Raw genomic sequence first — 17,656 nt, forward strand, 5'->3', positions numbered from 1 at the left:
TTCCCAAAATAGGAAAACACCTTTTTACTCATTTATTCTTATTTAGAAAAATGCTAACGATAAAACCAAGACACATGCCTACAATAGCTGGAACAATCCACCCAACGCCTTCTGTATAAAACGGGATGTATTTTAATGCTGACGTCCACTGATTCATCATTACATTTTTATTTAAAATGTCAATTGCACTAAATAACGCTACAACCAAAACAGTTACTGCATATACGTATGCATACTTTCCAATATACTGATGGAATAACCCTAGAATAATAAGCGTTAACGCAATTGGATAAATAAATCCAAGAATTGGTACTGATACTTTTAAAATTTGCGTTAACCCTAAATTAGCTAAAATCATACTAACAACGCTTACTATAAATGCCCACAATTTATAAGATACTTTCGGAAATGCACTCGCAAAAAATTGACTACAAGACGTAACAAGTCCAATTGAAACACATAAACACGCGATAGTAAAAATAAGACCTAATAAAACGACTCCGCCCTGTCCAAATAATGTAATCATAACTTGTGCTAACACTTTCGCACCGTTATCAAATGTTCCTAATGAGCCACTAATTGCCCCCACATATCCAAGGATGACATAAATAATCGATAATAATAGTCCTGCCCCAATTCCAGCAATACTCATATATTTCGCTAAACCTTTATCATCTTCAATACCCTTTGCACGTAATGCATTTGCAATAACAATTCCAAAGATTAAAGCAGCTAACGCATCCATTGTTAAATATCCATCTAAAAACCCTTGAAACATAGGAGCTTGGCCATAGTTCCCTATTGGTTCTTTCATATCTCCTACTGTTGTAAACATACTCTTTATAAAAATGAGTGCAATCATACATAATAATAATGGCGTCAAGACTTTTCCAAACAACCCCATTAGTTTAGATGGTGATAAACTTAACCAGTAAACAATACTAAAGAAAATAACTGTGTAAAACAATAATAATCCGTTTCCTGCTTCAGGGAATAACTGACCTGGCCCCATTTCAAAGGCTAAACTTCCCGCACGTGGTATACCAAGCCCAGGTCCAATAAATACATACACGATACATGGAAAAATAATTGCAAATGAAGAATGAACCCTACCCGCTAACGTTTGAAAACTTCCTGCTTTTGCAATAGAGATAACACCTAATATAGGAAGACCTGTTGCTGATATAATAAACCCTACTAATGAAATCCAAACATGTTCTCCTGCTTCATACCCAAGGAAAGGTGGAAATATCAGATTCCCTGCTCCAAAGAACATAGAGAATAACATAAGGCTAATAAGTAAAATTTCTTTTTTCTGTAACAATTTCATTTCTTTCTCCTTCTTTAATTTCATCTTTTATGAAATCAATTTCACATATAAAAAAGTACAATAACCCGCTTCCTTGCAAAGAAAACATAGTCCATAGTCTATCACAAAAGAAACACCCATTCTATAGCTATTCCTCTTTTCCAATTTCTTCTGAAAAATCAACCTTTATTGACTTATAATAGTTAATAAGGTAAAATATTAAATGTACAAAATTATTAACTTTGTTTTTGTTTGTGTCAGGAGGAAAATAACATGGAATCAGCGATACAACTAGAAAGAGAACAACAAAGAAAAAAGAAACATCCTCCAGGTTTATACTTACTCTTCTTTACAGAAATGTGGGAAAGATTTAGTTACTATGGATTACGAGGATTATTAACATTATATTTAACGACAGCTTTAGTAAGCGGTGGTCTTGGGTTTAGTCCCGCATGGGCACTCTCTATTTACGGATTTTATACTGGAGCCTGTTATTTCACACCAATGATTGGTGGATACTTAACAGACCGTTTTCTAGGTAGACGAAAAGCAATCACAATTGGTGGTATAACAATGGCAATCGGTAACCTTACACTATTTGCCTTGCAAAACCAATTAGGCCTATACCTCGGATTAGCGCTTATTATTATCGGTAACGGATTCTTCAAACCGAACATCTCTACACTGGTTGGAGAATTATACGAAGAGAACGATCCAAAACGTGATAGTGCATTTACCATTTTCTATATGGGTATTAACGTCGGGTCATTTTTAGCTCCACTCGTTTGCGGATTTTTATCAGAAAATTTATTCAAAACAACAGTTGATGGCGTTGTACATTACGGATTCCGTTACGGTTTCTTAGCCGCTTCAATCGGAATGATTATTGGACAAATTTTATTTACAACACTATCAAATCGCTTCCTTGGTAATATCGGTAAAAAACCAACTCGCGATTTACAAACAGCTGCTGGACAACCAGCAGTAGGAGATACACCATTAACAAAAAAAGAAAAACAACGTACCGCAGTTATCGTCATTTTAACATGCTTCGTTGTCTTCTTCTGGGCTGGCTTTGAACAAGCTGGTAGCTCATTAACATTATATACAAACAAATTTGTAGACCGCTCTGTGTTCGGATGGGAAGTTCCAACATCTTGGTTCCAATCGGTCAATCCATTATTTATTATTTTGCTTGCTCCAGTCATTTCTGCATTATGGGCAAAACTTGCAACTCGCAAGCAGGGTGATTTAAAAATCCCAACTAAAATGGGACTTGGTATGATCTTGCTCGGTATCGGTTATATCATTCTCGTTATCGCTACATTAAAAACAGGTAGTGATGAACATAACATTACAGAAAAAGCAAACTTACTGTTTATCGTCTTTACGTATCTTTTCCATACGTTAGGTGAGCTATTCTTATCACCTGTCGGACTATCAATGGTTAGTGCGCTTGCTCCGGTAAAATTAGCATCTTTACTAATGGGTGTATGGCTAGCAAGTTCAGGTATCGCCAACATTTTAGGCGGACAACTTGCAAGCTTCACAACTTCACTTGGATACGCTGAAGTATTCACAGTTATTGGTGCTGTGGCAATTGTACTAGGTTGTGTTTTATTATTAATTTCTAAGAAATTAGTGAAATGGATGGATTAAAAAAGATGAGGAATTTCTCCTCATCTTTTTTTATGCTGTTTTACCTTTTTCAATTGCTTGTTCGTACAGCACTTTATGTTCTTTATATTCACTTGGTACGAAACTCTTATAGAAGAATGAGAACCAGCTGTCTCCCTTTTTATACCCTTCTTCTCGAATTTCCGCTGCTTTTTTATTCGATTTAAATCCTTCAGTAAACCATTTCTTTAACAATTCATTTCTTTCATACTTAGCAGGAACTTTTAAATCATAGTTTTCAAATGCATACTTATAGCCAGCCTTTTCTACTGCCTTTTTTGTAGACTTATAGCCTTTTTCATACGCTGTTTCATATGCCTTCACGTATACTTCTTTCTCTCTATTTCCAGGATTCTTTTCAGCTAGTTCTTTCCCTGTCTTTTCCCCTAACTCAGCTTGCTCTTTTTCAATTTTTTCTGTTCTTTCTTTATTCCCTACTTTGAATCCGTCTGCAAAGTTTACCTTAAACTCTGGAGCAACTTGACTATCGTCCATCGTCTCTTGTGCTAAACCTTGTTCTTTTCCTTTTTCAAAATGCGTTTTCTTCTGCTCTTCTAAAGACCATACGGCTGCATAAGTCGCTTTAAACGCTTGTTTATATGCATCAGATTTTCTAGCTACATGCACTTCTGCATCATTTTTTCCTGCTTTAAAATCAGTTTCTCCATTCTTTTGACCTTCAAGTTGACCTTTTTCCATATCAGCTTGGCGCTGCGCTTCCTCTTGCTTACGTGCCTCTTCAGCTTTTCTTTGTTCCTCGGCTACACGTTGTCTCTCTTCTTCAGCTTTACGCTGTGCTTCTGCATTACGTTGTTTTTCCGCCTCAGCGTTGCGTTGCGCTTCTGCAGCACGTTGTTTTTCCGCCTCAGTATTGCGCTGTGCTTCTACTTGTCTCTCAGCTTCTACAGCACTATTATTATTCTGGCTAGGAGCTGGGCTCGTTGCGCCACTACTAGAAGCTGGTTTATTGTGATAATGATATTCCCCGTACTGTAATCCCCATTTCTCACAATTTGTACGACACGTATGTCCGCCATTAGCATCTGTACGCCCTGGATGTGCATAAGCTGAAATTGGAGCTACCAATAACGCTATACTCGTTGTTAAAAGAAGTTTCTTCACCTGTTGTCTCACTCTTGTTCCTCCCAAAATATAGAATCCTAACTTTATTATACATAAATAGAATAATATTTGAATACAAACCAAAATATTCTATTATTTCTCAACATTAGTAAAAAAAGAAGGTGAACTCTTTAAAGAGTTCACCTTCTTTTTTACTTCTTCGCCTTCGTTCCTACTAAATCACCAGCAACAACATAACGCTTAGAATTATCCTTTACAGATACACATGTAATAAGCGTTATCTCATCTTTCCCATGATCCTCTACAACTTCCCACTTATCAGGAGTTACTTCAGATACACCAGTAACCGTATACTCATATTCATTTTCATTGTCATACAAATAAATTTTATCGCCTTTTTTCAAAGAAGCTATATCACTAAATAAAACACCTTTTTTAGACATATTATGTCCTGCTAATGCGTAATTTCCTTTTCCCATAACTTGATTCTCTTTTACTGTCGCTGCACCTGATAATAAGTTTTTTTCAGTAGAAGCTTTTAAAACAGGCAGTTCTACTGAAACACTTGGAATCGAAATACGACCAATTACTTGTTTCTTATCTAATGATGCATTCGCTACTTCCGCCAAGTCTGGTTGATTAATTTTGGAAGCATCTACAAATTCCGTCTCATGCTTTTCATAATCCATCTTTTGAACAGCCTGCACATTTTCAGTCTGTTTCTTTTCAGCCTGATATCCATCATAAAATGGCTTTCCAATTAATACGCCACCTACAACAAATAGCAGAATTGCTACTATACTATAAATTCTTTGCTTATTCATACACAGTTCCTTTCCCTTACAAAATCTTACTCTATATAAAATGATAAAATAATATCGCTATATGTACAAGTATTAGCTTAAAAAGAAACCTTCTTGCCAGTGCAAGAAGGTTTCTTTTTAAGCTAATTTATTTCTGTATAGTGATACGTGAAATACTGTCATTTGAATAAAGAAAATAGAAAATAGAATATATAATGGGTATCCAGGAAGATATTCATTAATAATAGGCGAAAAAGTTAAAAATCCAACTGCACAAGGTAACACAAACCATAACGATACAAATGTTGTTCGACAAGCTTTATCCGTAATCGCTTTTTCACGTTCATCTTCTAGCGGAAATAATAATGGATACATCCAAAAAGATAAATTCTTATATTTTTTCTTTTGAATTCTATAAAAAATTGTAACTATAATTGCTCCAATAAATAATAAAATGAATGGTACTCCATTAAACCATACTTCAAATGGGAATTTCTCGTTTTTAATTATATCTGCTAACTCTGTAATGACACTATAAAATTCAACAAATGTCCAGCATGCTAAAGCAGTATAAAGCACGTTTATGATATAAGAAAAAACAATTCTATTCATCCTCTTCCCCCTCCTTATTTAAAACAAACACATCTTCCATCTTTAACTGAAACACATCACAAATTGTAAGTGCTAATAACAACGAAGGAACGTAATCCCCTTTTTCAATTGCAGCAATTGTTTGTCTCGTTACTCCAACCTTTTCTGCTAATACACTTTGCGTAAAGTTAAAACGAGCTCTTAATTCTTTTACTCTATTTAAAATGGTCAAATTTACCACCTCTCACCATTATTGTATGCTATCCTTAACAAAATGTAAACTCAACTTAACATTATTATTATAAAAAAATCCAACTTTACGTATTGTAAAGTTGGATTACTTGTTAGTTTAAAATTTTAACTTTAACTGTTCTTCTACCCCAGTCATTAGCTTGAGCTGAATTTGGCATTAATAGATCAATGATATGCCCTTTTATTGCACTACCAGTATCTCCAGCAATTGCTGTTCCATATCCTTCTACATATACAGTAGAACCTAATGGGATAACAGATGGATCTACAGCAATTAATTTCATGTTTGGATTTGCAGTTAAATTATGTCCTAACTTAGATTTTACAGTTTCACCCGGTTTATAGCCGTTTTCAGATGGGTCAGCTGTATAAGCGGTTGCTGTTACGTAAAATTCTTTTCCACCTTGAGTTGGTTTCGTATCAGGCTTAGACTCTGTTTCTGTATTTTTTGCTACAGGTTCAGCTGGTTTACTAGCTTTTTCCTGCTTTTGCTTTTCAGCAATTTCTGCTTGTGCTTTCGCTAAAGCTTCTTGCTCTGCTTTTGCAGCCGCTTCTGCTTTTGCACGCTCTTCTGCTGCGATTCTTGCTGCTTCTTGCTCACGAGCAATCGTTTCTTGTACTGTCTTCATATTTGATTCAATTTTAGCTTTTTCTTCCGCTGCTAAATTAAGTTGACTTGCAACTTCATTATATTTAGCTTGAACTGTTTGTAAGTTATCTTGACGTTTTTTCAAGTTATCTTGCAGTTCAGCTTGCGCTTTTGCTAATTTTTGTTTGTCTACTACTAAAGATGCTTCTTTTTCGTCAATTGTTTTCTTATCTTCTTCAATTTGACGAAGATCTTGTTCTTGTAGACGTAAAATTTCTTTATCAGCTTCTAGAATAGTAGAAACTGCGTTCATACGTTGTAAGAAGTCTGCAAAGTTTTTTGACTCTACTACAACTTCTACTACTAAACTTGTATTTGAACTGTTTTGAACAGAAACCATACGTTTTCTCATAATATCTTTACGAGCAAGGACTTTATCCTCCAAAACGACAATTTCTTGCTTTTTTTGCTCAATCTGCTTATGTGTTTCATCGATTTTACGTTGAATAGCAGCTTGATCCTCTTTATTTTTTGCAATTGTATTATTTAAATTATGTAGTTCGTTTTCGATACCTTTAATTTCTTTACTAACAGCTTGCTTTTCTTGCTCTTTCTTTTGCATTTCTGCATCGTTTTGTTGCAATTGCTGTTGCATGTTGTTAAGTTTCTCGTCGTTTGACTCTGCTTTAACAGCGACTGTACTAGAAAGACCGATAATTCCTGCTAATACTAGACAGCTGATTCGCTTAAAATAGTTCATAATCCGACTCCCTTCTTATACAGTTATACATGATTTATTTTACAGTTTGTTTACAAAACGATTAAATACAGTTTATTTTTCGTGACGAAAAAAAGAGAATTATGAATAAAATGTAATAGATTCTTAAATATTTAACAATTCCTATATTTAAAAAATACAAAAGATGCTAAAATCCAAATATAGAGAAAATATAACTTTCGAAGGCGGTTGAAATAAATACATGTTTACTCAAAAAAAATCACTCCAACATACAATTGCTCAATTAGAAGAGCGTATACAAGAATTAGAATTAGAATTAAAACAAAAGGATATTGAAAAGCAAGAGACTATTTCTACTATCCACGATCGTGTACAAAGCGTTGTCCAAGAGCATCAACTTGTAAATAACCAACACAATACACTTCAAAATTTAGTTCAACAATTAAGTTCATGTTTCGAAAATGTTTCAACACGTACGACACATTCCAATGAGTTAAATAATGAAATGTTACAAAAGGAACAAAGCTTAATTCAGTCTATTGCAGAAATTATTGACTGCTCTAATGAAGGAAAAGAATCCGTTCACCGCTTACTTATTGTAATTAATAAATTAGGTGAACAATCTCAACGCACGTCTAATAGTATGAATCATCTAAGCGAACGCTCAAAGGAAATCGAGCAAATTGTAGAAGTCATTCAAAACATTGCAGCACAAACAAATTTACTTGCATTAAATGCGAGTATTGAAGCCGCACGTGCTGGGGAGCACGGTAAAGGATTCGCTGTCGTTGCCAATGAGGTAAGAAAACTAGCGGAAAGTACAGCAGAAAGTACAAAAAACATCGGCAACTTAACGAAAAAAATTCAAGAAGAAATTGAAAAAGCATATGATAACACAAAAGATAATTTACATTTAGTCGATGAAGGTGTAGAAATGAGCGCCGATACAAATGCTAGAATTGAAAATATTTTAGTTATGATTCAAACGTTACAAAATGGTGCTACAAATGTTATTAAGGCTATCGAAAACCAAAAGTCTTGTAATGATGACATATTACGAGAATTCGCTAACACACAACAAATGTTCCAAAAATTAAATACTACTATTATGAATCATATTCATGATGCTGAAAAAGTCGATGTTCAATTGTCTAAAAGTCTTCAAGAAACAGTAACTTCTTAATTAAAAATAAAAATCCCTTATACTGCTATAAGGGATTTTTATTTTATTTTGAATATTTATTTCTTTTCAATATTCATCCATATCTTTGTTATAATGGAAAAGTTGTTTCTTTCAACTAATAAACAAGGAGGTTATTATGGAACAATTTTACTACGTTTTAAAATATTTAATTCTCGGTCTGTTCCAAGGACTAACAGAACCAATTCCGATTTCTTCAAGTGGTCATCTCGTTTTAGCACAACATTTGCTAGGACTAAAAATAGAAGGGTTTAGCTTCGAACTACTTGTTAATTCAGCTTCATTATTAGCTGTATTACTTATTTATAGAAATGATTTAATTCGTCTAACGAAGAATGGTCTCTCTTATATATTTACAAGAGCAGAAGACGCAAAATCAGATTTCTTCTTTATTATTTATCTTGTTATTGCAACCATTCCAGCAGGTGTTATTGGTGTTTTATTTAAAGATTACATCGATCAGTACTTAAAAGGTGTGAAGATGGTTGGGATTTCCCTTCTTATTACTGCTGTCGGCCTTTGGATTATTAGAAATTTACGCGGTCGTAAAAATGATGGCGACCTTTCTATGAAAGATGCAATCATCGTCGGATTAGCACAAGCTTGCGCACTGATTCCCGGAATAAGCCGATCTGGTGCCACAATCGTAGCAGCAATGTTACTTGGTATGAAGCAAGAAACAGCTCTTCGCTTCTCATTCTTACTATACATTCCTGTTAGCTTAGGTGGCTTGTTGTTAAGCATTACAGACATTGCAAATGATCCAAATCTAGACACATTATTCGTACCATATGTCGTTGCATTCATCGCAACATTTATCATGACGTATATTTCACTAAAATGGTTTATGAACATTATGGCAAAAGGAAATTTAAAATATTTCTCTTTCTATTGTATTATCGTAGGTGTACTTACTCTTATTTTCTTATAAAGTAAAACTTACAAATTGAAAGCGAGTCATCTAGTGTAATAGAATGACTCGCTTTTTTATACCTTTATTAAGTTAAAACCTATCATTTACTTTGAATTTTCTGAATAGTATAATATTATTTAAGTTCACTATTACAGTAATTCTATCTTTCCTACTATTATCGTAAAAGAGGTGTTTATATGTTTATAGTTACTAAACTCATTCACATTAAGTACGGATATGAAAATGAGCTATTTTATGGGCTTAAACAATATTATCCTTCCCCTGGAACGAACGGTTGTATTAACATAGAGTTTTCACATGTTCATCGTACAAATGATAAGGCAGAATATATGATTCGTATGTTATGGAAAACACAACAAGATTACCATACATGGCTTTCTCAAAAAGAAGGCAATGAAACTTTGAAGCAAAAAATACAAGGCTATATCCTTTCTTCCAAATCAAATGCTACCTATGTGCATTAACCCTTCTCTTTTTATTCCTTACGAGGGATAAAATGATAAAGCGAAACTTTAATCAGCCCTCATCAATTGGGCTGTTCACAAATAACGAGGTAAGGACCCTCTTATTTTTCATACTGTAAGAGGGCTTCTCTTATGCATACACTTTCTTCTCTTGACAATACAAACGAATAACATGTTTATTTTGTTGAAATACATCATGCGTCAGCCGAATAATAATAAAGTTTCGTTTTGTTTGATCATCATGAACAAAAATCTGTTCTCCCTCCTGAAAACGCCATGCACTTTCAAAAGTCGTAATATGATCCCCACTTACAGAAAAAAGTTCATATCGCATCTCTTGTACCCTCTCTCAACTTATATAATCATAATATCCTCATATTAAATTTATTATAACTTAATTCCTATAAAATTAGTAATTATTTCTATTTCGAAAGATTTTAACTTTGTATTTAAATATTTTTAGCGCTATAATGATAAACGAATTTTTATTGAAAGGAGTTTTACTTTGACTGCATATTTATTTCCAGTGAAAACAGCATTTATTTTATTTCCCTTTTTAGCAATGTTTCTTTTAATTCCTTTTTTAATATTTAATTATCGAAAATACGGTTATTTAAATAAATGGCGCTCATTTATTTTATACTCATTATTACTTTACTTATTAAATGCCTATTTTCTTGTTATTTTGCCGTTGCCACAAACGTTTGATACTTGTAGCCTACAACCGGCTAATACACAACACATGCAACTCTCACCATTTTATTTCATACAAGAGATTAGTAGTCATACATCGGCAGTTTTAACGAAACCAACTACTTATTTCTACTTATTAAAAGAGTCTGCGTTTTTACAAGTTGCCTTTAATGTTCTATTAACTGTTCCATTCGGCATTTACTTACGTTATTATTTCCGACGTAGTTTCTTACAAACAATTTGCATTTCCTTTTTCCTTTCACTATTTTTTGAGCTAACACAAGTGACTGGATTATACGGTATATACAATTGTGCATACCGATTATTTGATATCGATGATTTGTTTTTAAATACATTAGGTGGCGTAATTGGTTTTATCATTGCACCAATATTTACGTACTTCCTTCCGAAGACAAACGAGTTAGATAGTCATATTAATTTGGAAACGAAACCAGTCGGATTCATTCGTCGCCTTATCGCAATGCAAATTGATTGGATTTTCTTATCTATCGTCGTACCTGTCGTTAAAAACAAAGGAAATTCTTTCTTCGTTTCTAATATGCAATCTTACACCAATATGTATGAACTCATTTTCATTACGTGTTCAATCCTTATTTACTTTATTATTATTCCATACTTTACGAATGGAAAAACAATTGGGAAAGCATTGCTTCGCATTCACGTGAAAGGAAAATCAAATCGTATTACATTAAAAGAACTATTTATTCGCTACGGTATATTTTATTTTGCGCTAGGCGGAATCAATTATATTCTTTCTAGTAGCTCTATTTTAAATCACACAGAGCCTTTAGTATTACTCGTTACATTGTTATTCCTATTTATCATTAACGGCCTATTCATTATTCATATTTTACTGCATGTATTTAGCCGTGATAAACTACTATTTTATGAACATATTAGTCATACAAGAAATGCAATTACACTAAAAAAAGCTGACAAATAATTATTTGTCAGCTTTTTTATATACATAATATGAAACTTTAATCAGTGGGGGTCTTACTGCCCGGCAAATAGCGGGATAAATAACTTTTCTGCATAAGGATTAAAAAACATTCCAAGTTCATCTAGAGATTTCCTCACCTGTAAAAACGAATGAAACTCTGGATATATATCTTGTAATTGCTCATATGATAATGTATGCATTTTCCCCCAATGCGGACGCCCTTCATACTTCAGAAAAATTTTTTCCACTTCGCCAAAGTAAGCAGCATATTTCATACCTTTATACATATGAACAGCGATATACGCTGAATCTCTTCCATAGGCTGGACTAAGCCATATATCATCCCCTTTTACATAGCGGCATTCGATCGGAAAGTGCACCTTATACTTTTTCTTTTCAATAAGATTTGAGATTTCTTCTACAACCGTCCTCATATACTTTGAAGGAATGCTATACTCCATTTCATAAAATGGTACCGTACGTGATGTAGCAAATACTTCATAGCTCGGGCCAATTATTTTTGTGTTTGGTACAGCTTTAGCTGATAATCGACTCACTCCTTTACTTATAGAAGGAAACCATTTACACCCTTTAGATAGTAAAGAGAACATCCTATTTTCAAGTAACTCCACCTTTAGTTTATGCCATTTCAAATCACTGCCTTGATTCGTTGTTTCGTTCGTAAGTTTTACTTGTACTTCATCAGAATAAGGAAAAACGAAAAATTCAAAATGACGATGCTTCTTATATTCTTCTAGTTTGTTCATTACAGTGGATAATGACTGTTTTTCACTTTCATAAACGAGTGAATACGCTGGAATAACCTTCAATTTTATCTTTACAATGATACCTAACATTCCAAGTGACAACTGAAACGCTCTCCAATATTCTACGTTCTCAGCTTCCGAACAAACTATACTCTCACCATTAGATAGAACTGCCGTAATCTCTATAACTTGTGTTGATAAGCTCCCAAAGGTAATACCCGTTCCATGAGTCCCCGTACTAATCGCTCCTGCAATAGATTGCGAATCAATATCCCCTAAATTTTCTTGCGCATACCCTTTTTCCTCAAGTAACTTCCCTAAATCATATAACTTTGTTCCTGCCCATACTTCAGCAACCATCTTCTCTGCATCAATATTCACAATACCCTTCAATTCATCTAAAGAAACTAAAACTTCTTCCGTTTGCACAAGGGGTGTAAACGAATGTCCTGAACCGACAACACGAATTTTCTTCCCCTTTTTTCGCGCAAGTCCCACAACTTCTACTACATCTTGTATACTTTCTGGATACATCGTATAATGCGGCGTTCCTTCTACATTCCCTGTCCAATTTCTCCACTTTTGTCCCTTTATAGAAAGCATTGGCCATCCCCCCGATATGTTGAATACTCCCCAACAATCTCTCCTTTTTTAACACGATACAAAAAGGGAAAACGCTCACATAACTCACCAGCTTTACTATGGCGAAACAAAATGGACTCTCCTATATCCACTCGTTCCTCACCTTTATAAAAAATTGGCGTTTGTACCTCGCCAGCACCTTCTAAAGCTAATAGTTTTGCACCCTTCGGTCTCCAAACTTCAGGCTCTTTATCTTTTCCAACTGCTCCTGAAGCAATATATCCACCACCTAGGCAAGTGTAAATAAACGGGGCTGGTTTACGCACAACTGGTAAGGCAAATCCGACCGCTGGATAAAATTTCACCTCTTTATAATAATCAAACAGCTTCGGAGAATAAAAAGCAGAACCTATTGTAATCTCTGAAACTGAATTATCTTTCTCGGTTGTTTTTATACTTCCTGTTCCGCCTCCATTTACAAACCTTAGCTCAATACCAAGGTTTTGTATTGCTTTTACAATATGTTCTCTTCTTTCTTTCACTTCTAGCACTGATTTCTGCTTTAAATATGAAATTATTTTACTTTTCAACCATTGATTCGGTATATGATCTCCCACCCCAGCAATTTGAGCTTCATAACCCATTACACCATCTAACATTAAATATGATGACCTTCTCACCTTTTCTACTACTTTCAACGCATCCTGCACATTTTTTACTGGGGACCTTTGTACACCAAAATGAAATTGAAAGAAACGACTACTCATATCAATATCCAAACAAACACGAAAACATCCTTTAGATTTCTCAGCAATGCTTTCTAAATACACAATATGCTCTTCACAATCCACCATACAAGTTATAATGAAACCTTTCTTTGTTAACAAACTAATTTCATACAGAGCTCTTTCATCGTAAGCAGGATATCCAAGCAATAAATCATTAAATCCTTGTTCTATTAAAAATAAAATCTCTCTAGGTGAAAAGCACATAATACCTTGAAATCGATCATTTGCAGCTAAAATCTTTTGCATAATCGGAACAGAGCGTAACGATTTACTCGCTATACGAATCTTCTTATTTCCACTTAACTCTATAATCGATTGAATATTTCTATCTAAAGCCATTTCATCCAAAAATGCACACGGTAATGGAACTTCTTTAAAAATTCCTCGATCCACATTTTTCTCTCCTCTTCTCAATATGTCTTATACATATTGGAAAGAAAGTGTGATTTTCCTGTTTGCAAATAAAAAAAGTTTCTTCTTTACGAAGAAACTTTTTGAAACTACTTCATAGAAATAGTCGCCTCTACTGGATAATGATCAGAGTAATCATTATACGTATATTTTTGGAACCACGATGTAACAGTCCATTGTGGAGATTTCGGCTGTAACACCTTATTCTCTATATATGATGGGTTCGCATGGTCTTTACTTGCAATAATATAATCTAAATACTCAGCAGGACTATCAGGGAAATTATATTTTGCAATACTGTTTGTCGTTGCGTCCCAAGTCGCTGTATGTCCAGTATAAGATGGTACAGAAGCGTTCAATGTTTTAAACATAGATGCATACTCTGAATCATTCTTGTTCTCTGCATTAATTTTATTTACGTTCATATCACCGCCAATTAACACATACTCATTATTTGGTATATTTTTATTTTTAATAAAGTCTTGAATTTCTTTTAATTGGTCTGTACGTACAGATGCAGGTGAAGTTTTTCCGCACATACTATCTTCCGCTTGCAAATGTGTACCAATCACGTGAACGAAGCGATCATTTTTCTTAATTTTCGTGTATACAAATCCTTTATTCGATAAATTATCTGGCCCGCATCCTTTTGCAAATACATATTGAATCTTTTCAGCGATTGGCCATTTGCTCACAATCGCAACGCCACCATCTTCAGGAGTTGAAGATGAATAGTTTCCTAACGTTTTATCCCATTCACTTCCACTACTACGACCTAATACTGCTGTTTGATTTGGATATTCTTTCTTCAAATTCCCTAATAAACGATCTGAAGCGCTATTATCAAACACTTCATTTAATATAACTACATCTTGATTCTTTATATAATCTGCCGCCCCGATTAAATCAGCACGCTCAGTTTGTCCCCAGTTCGGATATAAGTTTGTTGATAGCATATATACATTATGCGTCATCACTTTTAATGTATCATTTTGATTTGTAGACACTTCTGCTTGAGCTGACGTTCCGCTATATAAAGCTCCTAAACCAACACCTAAGCTAAGTACACCTTTTAGCAATTTACATTTCACGTTTCATACCCCCATGTATTGTATAGTGATAAAAAGGCCAAATACTCTATTCTGAGATTTGACCTTTTTTAAATACTTAACGATTTCCGTACGTATCAAACCAAAGCTGAATATATCCAGCAGTAACACGTTGTGCATCCATTAAACGCTTACCTGTCATTGGTGTAACTTCAGCGCGCCATTTATCTGCATATTCTTGTGATACAGCAGCTCTCACGAACCAATCTTTCGTATTATCATTTACAATGCCAGCGTAATCTTGTTTCGCAACTACTGCTGCTCCATGAATCCAATCTTCTGGATTCGTACCTTTCCAGTTCCAATATCCATTTCCATCCGTTACTTTATAATTATCTTTTATCGTATCTACAAAGTTTTCATATTTAGAATGGAATCCTTGTGGATACGATAGATTCGTAAAGTTTGCCGCATGCATCGGTTGGTTTACATCCCCTAAATAATGAAGAGATAATCCTAAATAGAAGAACGCTTGTTTCATATCTTTATTTTTATAAGACTCACCAGCTAATTTAAAATATTTAGCTCCTGTTTCCTTTGCTTGCTTTGCATACGGAATATAAGTTTTCCCATTGTCAGGGTCATAGAAATGTGAAGCAAATGTGCTATTATCATAATAAGGATTTTCATAGTCAGCAGCATAAATACCGTTCTCTAACTCCGTACGCCATTCATTTAATAGTGCAACTCGATCTTGTTTTACAAGTGTTGTATTACGAGACATAATATCAATTGCACGGTTTACAATCCATAAATGAGAATTCACGCCTTCTTTATGTTTATCTTCAGCAGACCAGCGCGGAATAACTCCAAATCTCTGTGCCCCATCATTTTCATGAGCAAATGCAACACTTTGTAATGGAGCAACTAATGTAATAGCTGCTGCTAAAGCAAGTACTTTCTTTTTCATATAAAATCCTCCATTTTATAATTGAATTATTGTAAACATTTTGTTAGGATCCTATGATGTCGTCCGGTTAACCTATGACTAGAATATCCCACCTTTCACGAAATTTCTATCACTAAATTAAAATATGCAAATGTTCATATCATTATAACTTTATACACAGTGAATATAATGAATGAATACACTTTCATTTTAATAAACTATTATTAAGGCTTGTCTAAACTAATGTAAAAAAAAAGTAAAGCATCTGAATGCTTTACTCTTTTTTTCTATTCGATAATATACTTGGCAATTGTACATTAACTGCTAACTTATGAATAAATCCAAACACTAGTCCAATCCCAATAAATATGTATAAGATTGTAAATATCTTTCCGAAATCAGTTTGCGGACTAAAATTCCCATCACCGACAGTCGTCAACGTGACCACACTAAAATATAAAGCGTCAATAGGATGTAATCCTTCAACTGTACTATAAAAAATCGTACCCGATATTAAAGTCAGAATTGTTAATACAAATAATACTTGAAATTCTTTATCTTTCCACGCTCGTAAACAGGCTCTTAACATTCGCTTTAAAGTTAACAAAAATGAAAGCATTAGATTCTCCCTTCCAAACAAAAATACATTGAGTCAAAGGAAAGTCTATCACCTTTCAGTATAGAAAAAAAGTAGCCCTCTTCTATTTCTAGAAAAGGGCTACTTTATTCGATTCTATCTTATTTAGGTGAAACAAGAATTTTCACTTGTGTTTTATCTTTTACCAGTGCTTCAAATCCTTCTTCAACAACTTGATCGACTGTAATTTTTTTCGTAATTAATTTCTCTGCTTGAATTTGACCAGAGCTAATTAATTTAATAACGGCTGGGAAGATGTGACGGTATCCTAAAATACCAATAACTTCTTTTTCTTTTAATACTAAATTATTTGGAGTAATTGTTGCGTCTTTTTCCCATACACTAACAATTACAGTTTGTCCTTCAAAGCTTGTACTTTCAATCGCTTGACGTAGTACAACTTCAACACCTGTTACTTCAAAGCTAACATTTACCCCTAAACCATTTGTTAAGTTACGAATTTCAGCTAACACATCTTGAGTTGCTGGATTTAATACATAATCCGCACCTGCTAATTTCGCTAACTCTTGACGTTCTTTAGAAAGTTCAACTGCAATAACAGGAGTTGCTCCTGCTGCTTTAGCTGCTTGGATAACAAGAAGTCCAATTGGACCGCAACCAAATACCGCTACAGCTTCCCCTTCTTTTAATTTACTTTGACGTACTGCATGAACTGCTACTGCTGCTGGTTCTACAAGCGCACCTTGTTCATACGTCATTTCATCTGGAATGTGATGAACCATATCTTCTGGTACTACTGTATATTCAGAGAAACCGCCGCCTTCTCCGCCAAGACCGTGGAAAACAAGTTGTTCACAAACATTGTAATGTCCATGTTTACAAGCTTCACATTTACCACAAGAATAAATTGGCTCTACAACAACGCGGTCTCCCACTTTATGAGATGTAACTCCTTCACCAATCTCTATTACCTCACCACTAAACTCATGACCTAAAATAACAGGTGCTTTCACATGTGTTAATGGATGTTCTTCTGTTGGAATAAAAATAGGCCCTGCTAAATATTCATGCAAGTCTGTCCCACAAATACCACACCATTTAACTTTGATTTTCACTGTTCCTGGTTTTACTGTTGGTTCTGGTACTTCTTCTACTCGTACATCACGTTGATTATGCCAAAGTAGTGCTTTCATTTTATACATCCCTCTCTATG

The 17,656-nt window shown here is 34.3% G+C and carries 18 protein-coding genes; 5 read left to right on the top strand and 13 right to left on the bottom strand.

Features of this window, described 5'->3' with window-relative positions:
• Window positions 1–28: 28 nt before the first annotated feature.
• Window positions 29–1,330 (bottom strand): branched-chain amino acid transport system II carrier protein BrnQ1, encoded by a 1,302-nt coding sequence (brnQ1, locus tag HMAS_RS24740; protein ID WP_000771692.1) that lies wholly within the window; start codon window positions 1,328–1,330, stop codon window positions 29–31.
• A 252-nt stretch (window positions 1,331–1,582) separates the two neighbouring features.
• Between brnQ1 and HMAS_RS24745 the strand changes: the two genes are divergently transcribed.
• Window positions 1,583–2,968, top strand: coding sequence for a peptide MFS transporter (locus tag HMAS_RS24745; protein WP_116345071.1), 1,386 nt, complete (start codon window positions 1,583–1,585; stop codon window positions 2,966–2,968).
• Window positions 2,969–2,998: 30 nt separating this feature from the next.
• On the opposite strand, the gene HMAS_RS24750 is transcribed toward HMAS_RS24745, so the two are convergent.
• From HMAS_RS24750 to HMAS_RS24770, 5 genes are all read right to left on the bottom strand, one after another.
• The gene (locus tag HMAS_RS24750) at window positions 2,999–4,120 is read right to left on the bottom strand and encodes a YHYH domain-containing protein (protein ID WP_116345072.1); all 1,122 of its coding nucleotides are present in this window, start codon (window positions 4,118–4,120) and stop codon (window positions 2,999–3,001) included.
• Between the two features lie 140 nt (window positions 4,121–4,260).
• Complete coding sequence (locus HMAS_RS24755; RefSeq protein ID WP_001041727.1) at window positions 4,261–4,893, bottom strand: class A sortase; 633 nt, start codon at window positions 4,891–4,893, stop codon at window positions 4,261–4,263.
• Between the two features lie 117 nt (window positions 4,894–5,010).
• A complete protein-coding gene (locus tag HMAS_RS24760; protein WP_001080043.1) occupies window positions 5,011–5,484 on the bottom strand; it encodes a hypothetical protein in 474 nt (157 codons plus the stop codon).
• Complete coding sequence (locus HMAS_RS24765) at window positions 5,477–5,695, bottom strand: helix-turn-helix transcriptional regulator (RefSeq protein ID WP_000154019.1); 219 nt, start codon at window positions 5,693–5,695, stop codon at window positions 5,477–5,479. The genes HMAS_RS24760 and HMAS_RS24765 overlap by 8 nt, the downstream gene beginning before the upstream one ends.
• A 112-nt stretch (window positions 5,696–5,807) precedes the next feature.
• Complete coding sequence (locus tag HMAS_RS24770) at window positions 5,808–7,064, bottom strand: 3D domain-containing protein (protein ID WP_001105783.1); 1,257 nt, start codon at window positions 7,062–7,064, stop codon at window positions 5,808–5,810.
• A 484-nt stretch (window positions 7,065–7,548) separates the two neighbouring features.
• Between HMAS_RS24770 and HMAS_RS24775 the strand changes: the two genes are divergently transcribed.
• The 3 genes from HMAS_RS24775 (at window position 7,549) to HMAS_RS24785 (ending at window position 9,642) form a co-directional block, all read left to right on the top strand.
• The gene (locus tag HMAS_RS24775; protein WP_000939456.1) at window positions 7,549–8,226 is read left to right on the top strand and encodes a methyl-accepting chemotaxis protein; all 678 of its coding nucleotides are present in this window, start codon (window positions 7,549–7,551) and stop codon (window positions 8,224–8,226) included.
• Window positions 8,227–8,362: 136 nt separating this feature from the next.
• Window positions 8,363–9,175 carry an undecaprenyl-diphosphate phosphatase gene (locus HMAS_RS24780; protein ID WP_000434794.1) on the top strand — a complete coding sequence of 271 codons (813 nt, stop codon included), beginning with the start codon at window positions 8,363–8,365 and terminating at the stop codon, window positions 9,173–9,175.
• Window positions 9,176–9,354: 179 nt separating this feature from the next.
• Entirely contained in the window at window positions 9,355–9,642 is a 288-nt protein-coding gene (locus tag HMAS_RS24785; RefSeq protein WP_025710079.1) for a hypothetical protein, read from the top strand.
• Window positions 9,643–9,772: 130 nt separating this feature from the next.
• Here the strand turns inward: HMAS_RS24785 and HMAS_RS24790 are convergent, their stop codons facing one another.
• Window positions 9,773–9,976, bottom strand: a complete 204-nt coding sequence (locus HMAS_RS24790; RefSeq protein WP_001268332.1) for a hypothetical protein — start codon at window positions 9,974–9,976, stop codon at window positions 9,773–9,775.
• Between the two features lie 171 nt (window positions 9,977–10,147).
• Here HMAS_RS24790 and HMAS_RS24795 point away from each other — a divergent pair, with 171 nt between their 5' ends.
• Window positions 10,148–11,299: a VanZ family protein gene (locus tag HMAS_RS24795; protein WP_000128027.1), complete on the top strand. Its 1,152-nt coding sequence runs from the start codon at window positions 10,148–10,150 to the stop codon at window positions 11,297–11,299.
• Window positions 11,300–11,352: 53 nt separating this feature from the next.
• Here the strand turns inward: HMAS_RS24795 and HMAS_RS24800 are convergent, their stop codons facing one another.
• From HMAS_RS24800 to bdhA, 6 genes are all read right to left on the bottom strand, one after another.
• Window positions 11,353–12,669 carry a D-arabinono-1,4-lactone oxidase gene (locus HMAS_RS24800; protein ID WP_025710080.1) on the bottom strand — a complete coding sequence of 439 codons (1,317 nt, stop codon included), beginning with the start codon at window positions 12,667–12,669 and terminating at the stop codon, window positions 11,353–11,355.
• Window positions 12,657–13,829: an amino acid deaminase/aldolase gene (locus tag HMAS_RS24805; protein WP_006920837.1), complete on the bottom strand. Its 1,173-nt coding sequence runs from the start codon at window positions 13,827–13,829 to the stop codon at window positions 12,657–12,659. The genes HMAS_RS24800 and HMAS_RS24805 overlap by 13 nt, the downstream gene beginning before the upstream one ends.
• Window positions 13,830–13,936: 107 nt before the next feature.
• Window positions 13,937–14,938: a sphingomyelinase C gene (gene sph, locus HMAS_RS24810; RefSeq protein ID WP_000649835.1), complete on the bottom strand. Its 1,002-nt coding sequence runs from the start codon at window positions 14,936–14,938 to the stop codon at window positions 13,937–13,939.
• Between the two features lie 76 nt (window positions 14,939–15,014).
• The gene (cerA, locus tag HMAS_RS24815) at window positions 15,015–15,866 is read right to left on the bottom strand and encodes a phospholipase CerA (RefSeq protein WP_000730995.1); all 852 of its coding nucleotides are present in this window, start codon (window positions 15,864–15,866) and stop codon (window positions 15,015–15,017) included.
• A gap of 253 nt (window positions 15,867–16,119) precedes the next feature.
• Window positions 16,120–16,464 carry a potassium channel family protein gene (locus HMAS_RS24820; RefSeq protein WP_025710081.1) on the bottom strand — a complete coding sequence of 115 codons (345 nt, stop codon included), beginning with the start codon at window positions 16,462–16,464 and terminating at the stop codon, window positions 16,120–16,122.
• Window positions 16,465–16,583: 119 nt separating this feature from the next.
• The gene (bdhA, locus tag HMAS_RS24825; protein WP_000645827.1) at window positions 16,584–17,636 is read right to left on the bottom strand and encodes a (R,R)-butanediol dehydrogenase; all 1,053 of its coding nucleotides are present in this window, start codon (window positions 17,634–17,636) and stop codon (window positions 16,584–16,586) included.
• Between the last annotated feature and the right edge of the window lie 20 nt (window positions 17,637–17,656).

It is taken from the genome of Bacillus sp. HMA207 (genome assembly GCF_003402455.1).
GTDB lineage: Bacteria > Bacillota > Bacilli > Bacillales > Bacillaceae_G > Bacillus_A > Bacillus_A cereus.

Coding starts and splice junctions, on each gene's coding strand:
- HMAS_RS24760 (WP_001080043.1), bottom strand. CDS start 5,484: ATGAATAGAATTGTTTTTTCTTATATCATAAACGTGCTTTATACTGCT.
- HMAS_RS24800 (WP_025710080.1), bottom strand. CDS start 12,669: ATGCTTTCTATAAAGGGACAAAAGTGGAGAAATTGGACAGGGAATGTA.
- cerA (WP_000730995.1), bottom strand. CDS start 15,866: ATGAAAAAGAAAGTACTTGCTTTAGCAGCAGCTATTACATTAGTTGCT.
- HMAS_RS24785 (WP_025710079.1), top strand. CDS start 9,355: ATGTTTATAGTTACTAAACTCATTCACATTAAGTACGGATATGAAAAT.
- bdhA (WP_000645827.1), bottom strand. CDS start 17,636: ATGAAAGCACTACTTTGGCATAATCAACGTGATGTACGAGTAGAAGAA.
- HMAS_RS24780 (WP_000434794.1), top strand. CDS start 8,363: ATGGAACAATTTTACTACGTTTTAAAATATTTAATTCTCGGTCTGTTC.
- HMAS_RS24770 (WP_001105783.1), bottom strand. CDS start 7,064: ATGAACTATTTTAAGCGAATCAGCTGTCTAGTATTAGCAGGAATTATC.
- HMAS_RS24820 (WP_025710081.1), bottom strand. CDS start 16,464: ATGCTTTCATTTTTGTTAACTTTAAAGCGAATGTTAAGAGCCTGTTTA.
- HMAS_RS24745 (WP_116345071.1), top strand. CDS start 1,583: ATGGAATCAGCGATACAACTAGAAAGAGAACAACAAAGAAAAAAGAAA.
- HMAS_RS24755 (WP_001041727.1), bottom strand. CDS start 4,893: ATGAATAAGCAAAGAATTTATAGTATAGTAGCAATTCTGCTATTTGTT.
- HMAS_RS24775 (WP_000939456.1), top strand. CDS start 7,549: ATGTTACAAAAGGAACAAAGCTTAATTCAGTCTATTGCAGAAATTATT.
- HMAS_RS24790 (WP_001268332.1), bottom strand. CDS start 9,976: ATGCGATATGAACTTTTTTCTGTAAGTGGGGATCATATTACGACTTTT.
- brnQ1 (WP_000771692.1), bottom strand. CDS start 1,330: ATGAAATTGTTACAGAAAAAAGAAATTTTACTTATTAGCCTTATGTTA.